Consider the following 13,267-nt stretch of genomic DNA (forward strand, 5'->3'; position numbering starts at 1 on the left):
GCCCGGCACGTGCTTGCCGGCCGGCCGGTCGCGATCCCCCCTGGCGACCAGCGCAAGGCGATGGCGCTGCTGCCCCTCGCGGCGCTGCGGCTCGAGGCGCAGCTGGTCGAAGGGCTGCGCAAGCTCGGCTTGGAGCGGATCGAGCAGATCCTCGCGACGCCGCGCGGCCCGCTCGCCCGCCGGTTCGGCCGGGTGCTGCACCAGCGGCTCGACCAGGCGCTCGGCCACGCGCCCGAGCCGATCGAGCCGATCTTCGCGCCGCGGGTGCCGCGCGCCCGGCGCGCCCTGCTCGAGCCGATCGCGACGCCGGAGGCGTTCGGCCGGGTGATCGGCGATCTCGTGGGCGACATAACCGCGCAGCTCGTCCGGCTCGGCAAGGGCGCGCGCCGGCTCGACTGCCATTTCCAGCGCGTCGACGGCCAGACGCAGGCGATCCGCGTCGGTACCGCCGCGCCGACGCGCGACGCTGCCCATCTCGCCCGGCTGCTCCAGGCGCGTATCGACCAGATCGAGCCGGGGCTCGGCATCGAGGCGATGACCTTGGTAGCGCAGCTCGTCGAGCCGCTGGCCGCCGCCCAGGCCGATCTTGCCCGCGCCGGCCGTCGCGAGGCGGACGTGGCGGGCCTGGTCGACACGCTCGCCAACCGCTTCGGCGAAGCGAGCCTTCGCCGCGCCGCGCCCTTGCCGGGCGGCATGCCCGAGCGGTCGGTGGCGACCTTGCCCGCGCTCGCCCCTGCCGCAGGCGCGCGCTGGGCCGACGACCTGCCGCGCCCCGGCCGGCTGATCGATCCACCCCAGCCGATCCAGGTGACGGCGATGCTGCCCGATCATCCGCCGGCGATGTTCGTCTGGCGACGCAAGCGCTACCGGGTGGTCCAGGCCGACGGGCCCGAGCGCCTGCACGGCGAATGGTGGCGCGAGGGCGGCACGGAAGCACGGGCGCCTTATTCGGTGCGTGATTATTTCCAGGTCGAGGTCGAGGGCGGCGGGCGCTACTGGCTGTTTCGCCTCGGCGACGGCGAGCGCGGCGCCACCGGCCCGATGACCTGGTTCATCCACGGTGCCTTTGCCTGATCGTGCCGGGACGGGCCAGGTGCCGGAACGACAACGGCCCGCCCCGGCAAGCGCAGGCGCGCCGCCTGCGTCCTCGCGACGGGCCCGGCGATGCCGCAAAAAATTCTCCGAAAGAGGTCTTGAAGCCGCCTTTGCAAAAACCATCTTCGCGTCGCCGGACGCGAAAACTCGGTCCGGCAGGACCTGAGGGCACCGGCTCTCTCCCGGTGCGCCTCGTGCTCAAATTGCTCATATGGAGGATTTGGATATGAGGACTTTCGACTTTTCGCCCTATCGCCGCTCGACGGTCGGCTTCGACCGTCTGTTCGACCTGCTTGAGGCAGGCGCGCGCGGCGAGACCGACAGCTACCCGCCGTTCGATATCGAGCAGGCCGGTGAGGACCGCTATCGCATCACCCTGGCGGTCGCGGGTTTCCGCCCCGACGAGATCGAGATCGTGGCGCAGAGCAACCAGCTCAGCGTGACCGGCCGCAAGGAAGAGGAGGAGGGCGACACCGGTCGCTTCCTGCACCGCGGCATCGCCACGCGCGCCTTCGAACGCCGCTTCCAGCTGGCCGACTTCGTCGTCGTCGAGGATGCGCAGTTCGACAACGGCCTGTTGCGGATCGCGCTCAAGCGCGAAGTCCCCGAGGCGATGAAGCCCCGGCGCATCGCGATCGGCGGCACGGCTTCCGCGCCCGCCAACGATCGGCTGGAGGGCCCTTCCACGCCCGTAAGCGAGGCCGAGCCCGCAGACCGCGAAGCGGCGTAAGCCGACATGCCCGCCCGGCAAGGGCGGGCATGCCCCGATCGACCGCATCGAGGAGGATTCGACGATGACCGTCCATTTCCTGGGGCTGCTGCGCGATCCGCGGGAACTGGTCGAGCACCCGCAACTCGAGCCCGAGGTCAAGCGTGCCATCCTGGCGTCCTGGGCTTCGGACGCCCACGCCGTCCGCTCGCAACCCAGGCTGCGCAAGCCGCCCGAGCTCAGCGATCCCGTCCCCGTGGGCGAGCTGCTCGCGGCGCTCCGCCAGCTCGACGCGGGCCAGCCCGGAGCCGCCTGACATGCCCGGGACGATCGCCCCGGAGATCGTCGCGTGCATCGCACGCGGCGGCCAGCCCAGCGAGGCCGATCTGCAGCGGGTGGCGGCGCACATCCGGCGCGATCTCGAGACCGCGCTCGGGTTCGGCAGACGGCCCGGACCATCGGCGCCGGATCGGGTCGCCACCGAGGCAATCCGCGCGGCGCGTGCCGCGCTGGAAGGTGCTCCCTGAAACAGGACGCCGGCTGCCTTAGGCAGCCGGCGTCCAGTCTTTCGGAAATAGCGCGTCGCCGATATCGTCCGCGCGTCGCGCCGCGCCGTCAGCGAAGGCTGCCGCGCCGCACCAGGTTGACGATGCCGAGCAGCACGACGGCGCCGAGCAGCGAGACCAGGAACGAGGTCACCGTCAGCGGTGCGTTGTTGATCGAGCCGCCGACGACGATGAGGGCGCCGATAAAACCGATAAAGGCGCCGACGATCCCCACCACGATGTTGAGGAAGACGGCCGGCTGTGCATCGGTCCGCATGATCATGCTCGCGAGCCACCCGATCACGCCGCCCACGACCAGCCACAAAATGAATCCCATCGATCTTCTCTTTGCGCAAGGCGAGACGCGCCGGCCATGGTGCAGGTTCCCGCACGCCGGAGCCCGATGCCGGACGGCGCCGTCAATAGCGCGCCAGCAGGCGCTCGACCGTCGGGCGGGTCGTCGTCTCCTTGCCATGGTCCTGGGCGATGTCCTTCTCGAGCGCGTCGCGGATCTCGCAGATCTGCGCATCGGTCAGGTGCTCGATGCCGACGAACTCGCCGCGCGCCTTGTCGACGGCGCGCAGCAGTTCGTCGAGCTTGGCCTGCATCGCGGCGCCGTCGCGGTTCTGGCTGTTCTGGATCAGGAAGACGGCGAGGAAGGTGAGCACGGTCGTCGCGGTGTTCACGATCAGCTGCCAGGTGTCCGAATAGTGGAGCAGCGGACCGCTCGCGGCCCAGAGCAGCACGAACGCGACCGAGATGATGAAGGCCAGGGGATGCCCCATCAGCGAGGCCGAGCGGCTCGCTACGCGCGTGAAGAATTGGTCCATCTTTTCCTCCTTGCTCAGGTGGAAGGAGCAACGAAGCGTCATTCGCGCCGGTTTCACCCGGCGAACGGGTCGCCACCGCTCTCTTGCGCCGTCACTGGGCCGGTTTGACCGATACGGACTGGTTCTCCATCACCGCCTCGCCAAAGGCGGTCAGGAACGCGACGTCGGCGGCGTCTCGACCGATGCCGATCTTTGCCATCTCCGCCTCCGTCGCCATGCCGGTCGCGTCGAGCAGGTGCCATTCGCCGCCGAGGAATATCTCGGCGACCGCATGGAAGTCCTGAGGCTCGACGCCCAGGGCGTAGACACTCGCGATGCGCGCGGGAATGCCTGCTGCGCGGGCGAGGGTGATCAGGACGTGCGCATAGTCGCGGCAGACGCCCTCGCGCCGGATGAACGTATCGGCGGCGGTGGTCTCGGTATTGCTTACCCCTGGGACGTAGCGAAAGTTGCGCTGGATCCAATCGCGCATCGCGAGCACCCTGGGCCCGCCATCGATACTACCGAACTCAGCGGCCACGAAGCTCTGGAACTGGTCGGCGGGACAATAGCGCGACGCCATCAGATATTGGACCGTCTCGCCGGGCAGCTGGTGGGGCGGCACGATCGCGAGGTCGGCGCACTCGGTCAGCAGCCGCTGGAGGGAGACTATAGCGCGGTAGCTGACAAGGAGCCGGCCTTCCGCGCGCACCCAAATCCGCTCGCCGATGCCGTCTTGTGCCGGGACGCGCGCGAAATGCGCATGCGGCGAAACCTCGATATGCGCCTTCTCGACGCACTGTTCGGGGATCGCCGCCGCCTCGAGCTGCAACAGGATGTCGGTCGGCTGGGCCAGCCGGTAGGCGATCTCGGTATGGATATCGATCTTCATGCGCGCCGCAACGCGCCGGAATTGGCTTGGGACCCGGCCGACACGGGTGCGGCGTAAAATTGGCTGAAAGACAGTGGCCCCGAGATTTGCGAAAGGTCCGCGAGAAGCGTTTGCAGACACGCCCGCCTGATAACTCGAGGCTAAGCCTGCGGTGCTGCAACCGATTGATTAATTGCGCATTGTGTCGGCATGCCCCTCTATCATTTCCAGGTCGCCCGCCACGGCGACGCCGAGATTTTCGGACGTGAGAGCCATGATTGCAGGGACCTGCCGGCGGCGCTGAGGAAGGCGCATTCGCGCGCTCGTGCGTTCCTGCGCCACTACGCCCGCTGCCGGCCAGAGGAAGTCCGGGGAACCCTCGATATCCAGGACGCAGGCAACCATGTCGTTGCGCGTATCTATCTCTCCGAGTTGGCGCACCAGATCTCATAGCGGGCACCGTCCTCGGCAGAGGCCGACCGGCGATCGTCAGTTGAGGATCGCCTGGCCCTTGCCCTCGGCGGTCATTGCGCCGTGGCCGGAGAAGCTGCCGCGGGACCTGCCCGCAGATAGTCGCCCTCGAATTCCGCGGCGCGCGCGAGGCGCGGCCAATCTGGAACCTCGATGATCCGTCCGCGCGCGATCGCCAGGCCCTCGGCGCGCAGATCTTGAAAGGTTCTGCTTACATGCACGGGCGTCAGGCCCAGGACATCGGCCAAGAGCATCTGCGACGCATCGAGCCGAAAATGCTGCCGCGACCCTAGGCCAGTAGCCTCCAGGCGCAGGCCCATCTCGCAAAGCAGATGGGCAAGGCGTGTCCGGGCGTCGCGTCGGCCCAAGCCGACCAGCCATTCCGCGGTGATTCCCGCCTGCACCGCCGTCTCGCGCCACAAGGCCCACGCGACCGCGGGATATTCCTGCGCGATCCCTAGTACGGCGCTACACGACAGGCTCAGTGCCAGCGTGTCGCAGCCGGTACCCACCTCCCAGCCGCGTCGTATCCCGATCGCCTTATCGAGTCCGCAAAGGTCGCCAGGGACGTAGAGCGCTGCGACCTGGCGTCGTCCGCCGGCGAGCTGGCGGACGCCGGCCAGCAAACCCTCAATGACGAGGTAGAGGCGATCGTCGCCGTCGCCCTGCGTAATCTGGGCAGCGGCTCGGCAACGAACGACTGTACCGGAAAGCGCCAGGATAGCCTGGCGCTCGCATGCACCCAGCCCGTGCTGCGCGGCAAGACGCTCGGCCACGCGCTCCAGCGCAAATTTTCCAACTCCCTGCATGCGCGCACCCTAGGGGCAAGATCGGCGCCCCTGTCGCGCTGCTTCCCGTTTGGGCGGGAGTAATTCCACAACCTGGGTTGGTTTCAGCCGGCAAACGCAGCGCGCGCAGCTGCATCTGCTGGATCCGACGAAAGCTTGAAACCTCTTGCTTTCGAGGAAGTTATCGCCGCCATGCGGTATTTCTTCCATATCCAGAACGGCAATGGCTGCACCCGGGACGAGGAAGGCCAGGAATTCGTAGATCTCGATGCGGCCCGCCAGTCCGCGCTGACGGGCATCCGGTCGGTTCTCGGAGAGGAACTGATGCGTGGCATCGTCGACCTCTCCGGACGCCTGGATATCTGCGACGCGGACGACAGGGTACTTCTGTCGATTCCCTTCACAGAGGCCGTCCTGGTCCAGCGAACGCGGATGGAGCAATGATCGAGAAGCATCTCCGGATGCTCCGGGTCCGCGACGATGTCTCGCTCGAGGAAGAAGCTGTGCTGCTTGCGCTGATTTCCGAGACGCGCGAAGTGCCGGCGAAGACGAATTTCATTCGCGCCGGGCAACGCTTGTCCAGCTCGACCTTGCTGCTCGAGGGCATGATGTGCCGTCACAAGGACCTACGCGAAGGCGAGCGCCAGATCACTGATTTGCATCTCGCCGGCGATTTCGTCGACCTGCACGGCTTTACCCTGAAGCGCCTGGATCATCACCTGATGACGCTGACGCCGTGCAAGGTCGCTATCGTACCGCACGAGCGCCTGAAGTCGCTGTCGGAGCACCATCCGCACCTTTCGCGCCTATACTGGTTTTGCACCAACATGGACGCGGCGTCGCACCGCGAGTGGGAATTGTCGCTCGGTCGCAGGATGGCGATCGCTCGCGTCTCGCACCTGCTGTGCGAGCTTCGCATCCGCTTCGAACTGGTCGGCATGACAAATGGCCCCGCCTTCGCACTTCCCCTGACCCAGGTCGAACTCGCCGAATGTGTCGGGCTGACTCCCGTCCACGTCAATCGCATCGTCCGACAATTGCGCGAGCGCGGACTCGCCGATGTCCGGCGCGGCCACGTTAAGATACTGGACCTGCCGGGACTGGAAACGCTTGCCGAGTTCGACCCGAACTATCTCTATCTCGAGAAATTGCCGCGTTGAGCCCTTTTGACGCCTGAAGCGGGACGTGGCACCTGCAGCGGCCAAGCCTTGCGCGGAAGACGGCGGCGACCCGATCGATCGCGGGATATGCCTTGCGCTCGCTTGTCGGACTGGCGGCGTGGAGAAGATGACAGCCCTTCAGGCTCGATTGCGCAGCCTGCTCCCGAGACTACCCTGGGCCGGTGCAGGCGGGTTAGCTTCGCGTATCAGTGCCTCGACTTCGCCATCGTTGCCTTCGGGCCGGAATCCAGCCCAGCATTTTATTGAGCGACACTGCCATCCTTTCGGGATCGCACGCGGACACGCGCATGGGGCTTGAGCGTCCGCGTCACGAAGCCCTAGCCGCGCGTCTCGGGCAAGCCGTCGCCGCCGCGCCGTTCCGATCTAATAATCCATGTTATCAAATGCTTGAAACCGCACCGTAATGGGGAACGGCGGAGATGGCGACACGTTCAGCGAGCAGGAAATCCCGGAGATGATGATGCTTGCCACCGCCGACCGACGAACCCAGCGCGGTTCGCAGTTCCTTACCGACAGCTTCCAGCGCGGACTGGCGCACTGGAATCGCGAGCGGCTTGCGCCCGGGCTCGCCGACGACGACTGGCAGAAGATTTTCGAGCGCGACGTCAAGATGCAGCGGCTCGAGGGCGGTTTCCTTGAGGAGCTGCGCGCCGAGGTTTCCGAGGAAGCGGCAGCGGCGCCGACCGATGTCGAGGGCTTTGTCGCCTGGTTCGAAGGGCTGAAGGCGACCGGACCCGGCCAAGGTGATCCGCTGTTTCCGTGGCTGGCGGAGACGGCCGATCGCGACCAGCTTCGCTGGTTCTTCGAGCAGGAGGCCGCCGGAGAGGCGGGGTTCGACGATCTGGTCGCGATGACGCAGGTGAAGCTGCCGGTGCGCCCCAAGCTTGAGCTCGCCCGCAACTATTGGGACGAGATGGGGCACGGTACCCAGAAGGGCATGCACGGGCCGATGCTCGACGCGCTGGTCGAGACGCTCGAAGTCGCGCCGGTGATCGAGAACACCGTGTGGGAGAGCCTGTGCCTCGCCAATGCGATGACAGCGATGGCGACGCAGCGCCGTTATGCCTGGCATTCGGTGGGCGCGCTTGGCGTGATCGAGCTGACCGCGCCGGGCCGCGCCGCGCTGGTGGCCGAGGGGCTCAAGCGCGTCGGCCTGAGCCCGAAGGAAGCACGCTATTTCACACTGCACGCGGTGCTCGACGTCAAGCACAGCGAGGATTGGAATCGCGAGGCGATCCGCCCGGCGGTGGAGGAGGATCCGCGCCGCGCCACCGCGATGGCCGAGGGTGCGCTGATCCGCCTGCGCTGCGGCGAGCGCTGCTTCGCGCGCTACCGCGCGCAGTTGATGCCCGGCGCCTGACCGGTCCCGCCGGGCGATCCCGGCGATCGACGAACGAACGACGTCACCGGGCACCCAGGCAATCGGCGCCGGGCGCCCGGCTCAAAGGGAGATGCGGAGATGGTCAAGGGAACGAACGACAAGCTGGTCGGCGATGCGCCGGCCGAGTTCGAGACGAAGCGCGGCAATGGCGGCGAGCTCCACCAGCTCGCTGGCGACGAGGGCGCGCTCACGACGCAACAGGGCGTGGCGGTCGCCGACGACCAGAACACCCTGCGCCTCGGCGCGCGCGGACCGGCGCTGCTCGAGGACTTCCATTTTCGCGAGAAGATCTTTCACTTCGACCATGAGCGCATCCCCGAGCGCGTCGTCCACGCCCGCGGCTACGGCGTGCATGGCACCTTCACGCTCACCGAGTCGCTCGAGGAATTCACGACCGCGCGCATCCTGACCGAGGTCGGCGAGAAGACGCCGATGTTCACGCGCTTCTCGACCGTGGCCGGCAGTAAGGGCTCGTTCGACCTGGCGCGCGACGTGCGCGGCTTCGCGTGCAAATTCTATACGAAGGACGGCAACTGGGACCTGGTCGGCAACAACATCCCGGTCTTCTTCATCCAGGACGCGATCAAGTTTCCGGACCTGATCCACGCCGCCAAGCCGGCGCCCGACCGCAACTTCCCCCAGGCGCAGACGGCGCACGACAATTTCTGGGACTTCATCAGCCTCACGCCCGAGGCGATGCACATGATCATGTGGACCATGTCCGACCGTGCGATCCCGCGCTCGTTCCGCTTCATGGAAGGGTTCGGCGTCCACAGCTTCCGGCTGATCAACGCCAAGAGCAAGTCGACCTTCGTCAAGTTCCACTTCAAGCCGCGCCTCGGCCTCCAGTCGGTGCTGTGGAACGAGGCGGTCAAGATCAACGGCGCCGATCCCGATTTCCATCGCCGCGACCTCTGGGACGCGATCGACATGGGGACGCCGCCCGAATGGGACCTGGGCGTACAGCTGTTCGACGAGGCGTTCGCCGAGCACTTCGAGTTCGACATCCTCGATCCCACCAAGATCATCCCCGAGGAGCAGGTGCCGGTGCGGATCGTCGGCAGCTTCGTCCTCGACGGGCTGGTCGACAATTTCTTCGCCGAGACCGAGCAGGTCGCCTTCTGCACCCAGAATGTCGTGCCGGGGATCGGCTTCACCAACGATCCGCTGCTCCAGGGCCGCAACTTCTCCTATCTCGACACGCAGCTGAAGCGGCTGGGCTCGCCGAACTTCACCCATATCCCGATCAACCAGCCGCGCGGCTGCCCGGTCCACAATTTCCAGCAGGACGGGCACATGGCGATGCGCAACCCCAAGGGCCGCGCCAATTACGAGCCGAACAGCTGGGGCGGGCCGCGCGAGGACCCCAAGGCGGGCTATCGCCATTTCGCGGCCGAGGAAGCGGGCGAGAAGGTCCAGCTTCGTCCCGAGAGCTTCGCCGATCATTATAGCCAGGCGCGCCGGTTCTTCGTCAGCCAGACCCCGATCGAGCGCAAGCATATCGGCGATGCGCTGGTCTTCGAGCTGTCCAAATGCGCACGCGTCGATATCCGCGAGCGGATGGTCGGCCATCTGCGCAACATCGACGCGGCACTCGCCAGCACCGTCGCCGCAGGGCTCGGGCTCGCCAAGCTGCCGCCGGCGGCGAAGGCGGCGGTCTCGCCGCGCGACGACCTGCCGCCTTCCGATGCGCTCAGCATCGTCAAGCGCGCGCCCGGCAGCTTCGCCGGACGCAAGCTCGGCATCCTGGTCAGTGACGGCGCGCCGGCCGCACTGCTCGCCGCACTGGTCAAGGCAGTAGAGGCGCTTCCCGCGAGCTACGAGCTCGTCACTCCGAAGGTCGGCGGCGTCGTCCTCGACGACGGCACGCTGGCGCAAGGCAAGCAGAAGATCGATGGCGGCCCCTCGGTCCTGTACGACGCGGTGGCGCTGCTGGTCACCGCGGAGGGCGCGGCACAGCTCGCGCGCGACGGGGCGGCCCGCGACTTCGTGGCCGATGCCTTCGGGCACCTCAAGTTCATCGGCTACACGCCGGACGCGATGCCGCTTCTCGCCAAGGCGGGAATCGCGGAGGCCGACATGGACGAGGCGCTTGTCCAACTCGAGGGAGCGGCGTCCGCCAAGGCCTTTCTCGACGCTACCGGGCAGCTTCGCTTCTGGGAGCGCGAGTTCAAGGTCGACCTCGATGCCGAGGCGTTCCTCGAGAACAACCCCATTGAATAGGGTGGCGCGTGGGACGCGCCGCGCGGCGCGTCGCTTTGGCAACCAAGTCGATCGCCGGGAACCGGCCCGCTGCCTGGATATCGCCGGTAGGGCCCGTAACTATGGCGTGGTGCCCTGCGCCGAGGGCGGACGTCCTGTGCGTCGGGCCGTCTCGCCGCGCGCGCGCCGCGCCGTGTCGCGCAGCTGCCGCCGGATCGTTGGCCCGACCAGATGAGAGGCGACGTGCGAATACCCCTCGGCGGTGAGCTTGCGCTCGATTTGGTCGATGCGCTCGAACTCACCGGTTCCGGCGAGTTCGAGCGCCCGTTGGATCAGGTTCTTTTCCATGCTCGAAGCTCTGCCGCCGGAGCCGAGCTCGCGCGCCAACCCAGGTTAAGAAAGGCCGGGCAAGGACCCGGTCAGCCGCGCAGGCTGTCGGGCACTACGCCGCCATTTTCGGCGAGCTTCGCCATCACTGCCTTGTGCAGGGCGATATTCTGCTCCGCGCTGCCTTTTTCGCCGGCATGGACGCCCAGTTCCTCTCCGAGCGCCTTGCGCGCCTCGAGGCTCGAATCGAGATCGAGCAGCTTGAGCAGGTCGACGATGGAGGTCTGGTAGTTGCCGCCGCCGCCCTTCATCTCCGCCATCTCCGAAAGTACGGCGCCGACATCGACGGCCGGATTGGGCGCGGGCGTCGCGTTGGGAGCCGGGGCGGGCGCCGGCGACGCGGGGCTCGGGGCCGGCGCCGGTGCGGACGCAGGCGTAGCGGCCTTGTGACCGAAGATCTTGTCCTTGATGCTGCTGAAGATGCCCATGGCCTGCTCCTTGTCTCCTGGCGTCGGGCGAGAAAACGCGGAACCGCTTCAAAGGGTTCGCGCGGAACGCGCCGGAAATGCGGGCGTTGGAGGAGCGAGCCCGCAAGGGGCGACAATCGGGAGGCAAGGATGCACGCAGTTCGTTGGATGACGCTTGGCGCCGCGGCGCTGGCACTCGCAGGCTGTGGTTCGAAGACCGAGACCAGCTCCACGGATACCACGACCGTCACCGCCAATAGCGATGGCACGATGGCCAACGACATGGCGATGGTCCCTGCCGCCTCGGCCGGAGAGACCTTCGCCAATGCGGCGGCGGCAAGCGACGCTTTCGAGATCGCGACGTCCCAGCTCGCCGATGCGCAGGGCGCTTCGGCCAAGACCAAGAAGTTCGCCGCCGACATGATCAAGGCGCACACCGATTCGACCGCCAAGCTCAAGACCGCCGCGAGCGCCGCGACGCCGGCGATCGTTCCCGATGCCACGCTCACCGCCGAGCAGCAGCAGGTACTCGACTCGCTCAAGGGCGTGAAGGGTGCCGATTTCGACAAGGCCTATGCGACGGCCCAGGTCGATGCTCACCAGAAGACGCTCGATGCGCTCAAGGCCAATGCCGGCGACAACGCCGTACCGCAGTCGCTGCGGGACTTCGCGGCCAAGCTGATCTCGACCGTCGCCGCGCACCTCAACATGGCCAAGTCGCTCTGACCGACGGCCTCGCGAGGCAATGCGCGAGTCCGCCCCACGCTGGCCCCTGCAACTCTGGCTGGTCCGCCACGGCCAGAGCGCGGGCAATGTCGCGCGCGACGAGGCGCATGCGGCCGGTCTCGAGCGCATCCCGCTGACGCTGCGCGACGTCGATGTCCCGCTGTCGGCGCTCGGCGAGCAGCAGGCGGAGGCGCTCGGCCGCTGGTTCGCGCGCGGCTGCGGCAACGGCCTGCCCGACGTGATCCTTTCCAGCCCCTATGTCCGCTCGAGGGACACGGCCCGCCGCTTCCGCGACGCGGGCGGTGCGGAGCCAGAGGAGCCGGTCTGCGTCGACGAACGGCTGCGCGAGAAGGAGTTCGGCATCCTGGACGGGCTCACCACCGCGGGCGTCGCAGCGCAGGAGCCCCAGCAGGCGGAATTTCGCCGGCTGCTCGGCAAATTCTACCATCGTCCGCCCGGCGGCGAGAGCTGGGCAGACGTGATTCTCAGGCTGCGCAGCCTGCTCGATACCGTGTCGCTCCACTACGGCGGGCGCCGCGTCATGATCGTCGCCCACCAGGTCGTAGTGCTGTGCCTGCGCTACATCCTCGAGAATATGAGCGAGGAGGAGATTCTGGCCGTCGACAGGCTCGGCGATGTCGCCAATTGCTCGGTGACCGAATATCTCTTCGACGCATCGTCGGGCAAGGACGGCGGGCTCGTGCTGGTCCGGTACAATGAAGTGGCGCCGATGGAGGAAGATCCCGCGGCGCAAGTGACGCGCGCGCCCGACGCGCGCGTCGCCGCACGCGGATGAGCCCGCTCGATTCCGCCTGGCTGGCGGCGCATCCGCTGCCGGCGATCGGGCAGGAGACCGACAAGAATGCGCGCGGGCGCATGCTCTGCGCCGGCGGTTCGCTGGCGGTTCCGGGCGCACTCGCGCTTACCGGCGAGGCGGCGCTGCGCGCCGGTGCCGGCAAGGCGCTGCTCGCGGTGCCGGAGCCGGCGCGGCTGGGGCTCGGCATCGCCATGCCCGAAGCCGCCGTCTTCGCGCTCCCGACGAATGACGAGGGCGAGTTGGCCGGCAAGGCCGGCGAACGGGTCGCTGGCCTGCTCGATCGCTGCGACAGTCTGGTGCTTGGTCCGGGCATGGGCGAGCGATCTGCCGCGGCTACGATCCTGCGCCATATCCTTGCCGAGGCGCGCGCCGACCTTCCGATCCTGCTGGACGCCGCCGTTATCGCGGGCGCGCGCGGATGCGCCGACGCGGTCCGCGCCCGCGATGGCAAGGTGGTGCTGACGCCGCACCCCGGCGAGATGATCGCGCTGATGGAGTGCGACGCGGCCGAGCTTCGCGATGCGCCGGACGCGCTGGCGCGCCGCGCCAGCGCGCATTTCGGTGCGGTCGTGGTGCTCAAGCAGGCCGAGACCTGGATCGCGGCCCCGCATGGGGAACTGTTTCATTATCGAGGCGGCGGCCCGGGCCTCGCAACCGCGGGATCGGGCGACGTGCTGGCCGGGATACTCGGCGGCCTGCTGGCGCGCGGTGCGGCGCCTTGCCTGGCAGCCGCCTGGGCCGTGTGGCTGCACGGCGAGGCCGGACGCTTCCTCGCCGAGGAGTCCGGCCCGATCGGCTTCCTCGCCCGCGAGCTTCCGCCGCGCTTACCATCGCTGCTCGCCACGTTCGGCACGCGATGAAAATTGCGGCGGGGCACG

At 67.8% G+C, this 13,267-nt stretch carries 18 protein-coding genes; 12 read left to right on the forward strand and 6 right to left on the reverse strand.

Annotation, left to right across the window (positions count from 1 at the left end):
• Positions 1-60: 60 nt before the first annotated feature.
• From J2W22_RS08010 to J2W22_RS08025, 4 genes are all read left to right on the forward strand, one after another.
• A complete protein-coding gene (locus tag J2W22_RS08010) occupies positions 61-1,074 on the forward strand; it encodes a DUF6504 family protein (protein ID WP_373422963.1) in 1,014 nt (337 codons plus the stop codon).
• A gap of 247 nt (positions 1,075-1,321) precedes the next feature.
• A complete protein-coding gene (locus J2W22_RS08015) occupies positions 1,322-1,825 on the forward strand; it encodes an Hsp20 family protein (RefSeq protein ID WP_269574093.1) in 504 nt (167 codons plus the stop codon).
• Between the two features lie 64 nt (positions 1,826-1,889).
• Complete coding sequence (locus J2W22_RS08020) at positions 1,890-2,120, forward strand: hypothetical protein (RefSeq protein ID WP_269574094.1); 231 nt, start codon at positions 1,890-1,892, stop codon at positions 2,118-2,120.
• Between the two features lies 1 nt (position 2,121).
• On the forward strand, positions 2,122-2,331 hold the full coding sequence (locus tag J2W22_RS08025; RefSeq protein WP_269574095.1) for a hypothetical protein: 210 nt from the start codon (positions 2,122-2,124) through the stop codon (positions 2,329-2,331).
• An 88-nt stretch (positions 2,332-2,419) separates the two neighbouring features.
• Here the strand turns inward: J2W22_RS08025 and J2W22_RS08030 are convergent, their stop codons facing one another.
• The 3 genes from J2W22_RS08030 to J2W22_RS08040 form a co-directional block, all read right to left on the reverse strand.
• A complete protein-coding gene (locus J2W22_RS08030; RefSeq protein ID WP_307117704.1) occupies positions 2,420-2,686 on the reverse strand; it encodes a GlsB/YeaQ/YmgE family stress response membrane protein in 267 nt (88 codons plus the stop codon).
• Positions 2,687-2,768: 82 nt separating this feature from the next.
• A complete protein-coding gene (locus J2W22_RS08035) occupies positions 2,769-3,179 on the reverse strand; it encodes a low affinity iron permease family protein (protein WP_269574097.1) in 411 nt (136 codons plus the stop codon).
• Positions 3,180-3,270: 91 nt separating this feature from the next.
• Positions 3,271-4,050 carry a transglutaminase-like domain-containing protein gene (locus J2W22_RS08040; RefSeq protein WP_307117705.1) on the reverse strand — a complete coding sequence of 260 codons (780 nt, stop codon included), beginning with the start codon at positions 4,048-4,050 and terminating at the stop codon, positions 3,271-3,273.
• Between the two features lie 189 nt (positions 4,051-4,239).
• Here J2W22_RS08040 and J2W22_RS23490 point away from each other — a divergent pair, with 189 nt between their 5' ends.
• Entirely contained in the window at positions 4,240-4,482 is a 243-nt protein-coding gene (locus J2W22_RS23490) for a DUF6894 family protein (protein WP_269574099.1), read from the forward strand.
• Between the two features lie 71 nt (positions 4,483-4,553).
• On the opposite strand, the gene J2W22_RS08050 is transcribed toward J2W22_RS23490, so the two are convergent.
• A complete protein-coding gene (locus tag J2W22_RS08050) occupies positions 4,554-5,309 on the reverse strand; it encodes a Crp/Fnr family transcriptional regulator (RefSeq protein ID WP_307117707.1) in 756 nt (251 codons plus the stop codon).
• 171 nt (positions 5,310-5,480) lie between these two features.
• On the opposite strand from J2W22_RS08050, the gene J2W22_RS08055 reads away from it, so the two are divergent.
• The 4 genes from J2W22_RS08055 to J2W22_RS08070 all read left to right on the forward strand — a co-directional run bounded on the left by J2W22_RS08055 (position 5,481) and on the right by J2W22_RS08070 (position 10,073).
• Positions 5,481-5,732, forward strand: a complete 252-nt coding sequence (locus J2W22_RS08055) for a DUF6894 family protein (protein WP_269574101.1) — start codon at positions 5,481-5,483, stop codon at positions 5,730-5,732.
• On the forward strand, positions 5,729-6,448 hold the full coding sequence (locus J2W22_RS08060) for a Crp/Fnr family transcriptional regulator (protein ID WP_307117708.1): 720 nt from the start codon (positions 5,729-5,731) through the stop codon (positions 6,446-6,448). The genes J2W22_RS08055 and J2W22_RS08060 overlap by 4 nt, the downstream gene beginning before the upstream one ends.
• Before the next feature lie 481 nt (positions 6,449-6,929).
• On the forward strand, positions 6,930-7,829 hold the full coding sequence (locus J2W22_RS08065; protein ID WP_307118008.1) for an iron-containing redox enzyme family protein: 900 nt from the start codon (positions 6,930-6,932) through the stop codon (positions 7,827-7,829).
• Between the two features lie 99 nt (positions 7,830-7,928).
• Complete coding sequence (locus J2W22_RS08070; protein WP_307117709.1) at positions 7,929-10,073, forward strand: catalase; 2,145 nt, start codon at positions 7,929-7,931, stop codon at positions 10,071-10,073.
• 99 nt (positions 10,074-10,172) lie between these two features.
• On the opposite strand, the gene J2W22_RS08075 is transcribed toward J2W22_RS08070, so the two are convergent.
• Positions 10,173-10,400 carry a hypothetical protein gene (locus tag J2W22_RS08075; protein ID WP_307117710.1) on the reverse strand — a complete coding sequence of 76 codons (228 nt, stop codon included), beginning with the start codon at positions 10,398-10,400 and terminating at the stop codon, positions 10,173-10,175.
• Positions 10,401-10,471: 71 nt separating this feature from the next.
• Positions 10,472-10,867 (reverse strand): DUF3597 family protein, encoded by a 396-nt coding sequence (locus J2W22_RS08080; RefSeq protein WP_307117711.1) that lies wholly within the window; start codon positions 10,865-10,867, stop codon positions 10,472-10,474.
• Between the two features lie 129 nt (positions 10,868-10,996).
• Between J2W22_RS08080 and J2W22_RS08085 the strand changes: the two genes are divergently transcribed.
• Genes J2W22_RS08085 through J2W22_RS08095 form a run of 3 tightly spaced genes read left to right on the forward strand, consistent with a single transcriptional unit; the run spans position 10,997 to position 13,249 of the window.
• Complete coding sequence (locus J2W22_RS08085) at positions 10,997-11,572, forward strand: DUF4142 domain-containing protein (protein ID WP_307117712.1); 576 nt, start codon at positions 10,997-10,999, stop codon at positions 11,570-11,572.
• Between the two features lie 19 nt (positions 11,573-11,591).
• Complete coding sequence (locus J2W22_RS08090; RefSeq protein ID WP_307117713.1) at positions 11,592-12,368, forward strand: histidine phosphatase family protein; 777 nt, start codon at positions 11,592-11,594, stop codon at positions 12,366-12,368.
• Positions 12,365-13,249, forward strand: coding sequence for an NAD(P)H-hydrate dehydratase (locus J2W22_RS08095; protein WP_307117714.1), 885 nt, complete (start codon positions 12,365-12,367; stop codon positions 13,247-13,249). The genes J2W22_RS08090 and J2W22_RS08095 overlap by 4 nt, the downstream gene beginning before the upstream one ends.
• The last annotated feature ends 18 nt before the right edge of the window (positions 13,250-13,267 follow it).

Source organism: Sphingomonas kyeonggiensis, from assembly GCF_030812785.1.
GTDB lineage: Bacteria > Pseudomonadota > Alphaproteobacteria > Sphingomonadales > Sphingomonadaceae > Sphingomonas > Sphingomonas kyeonggiensis_B.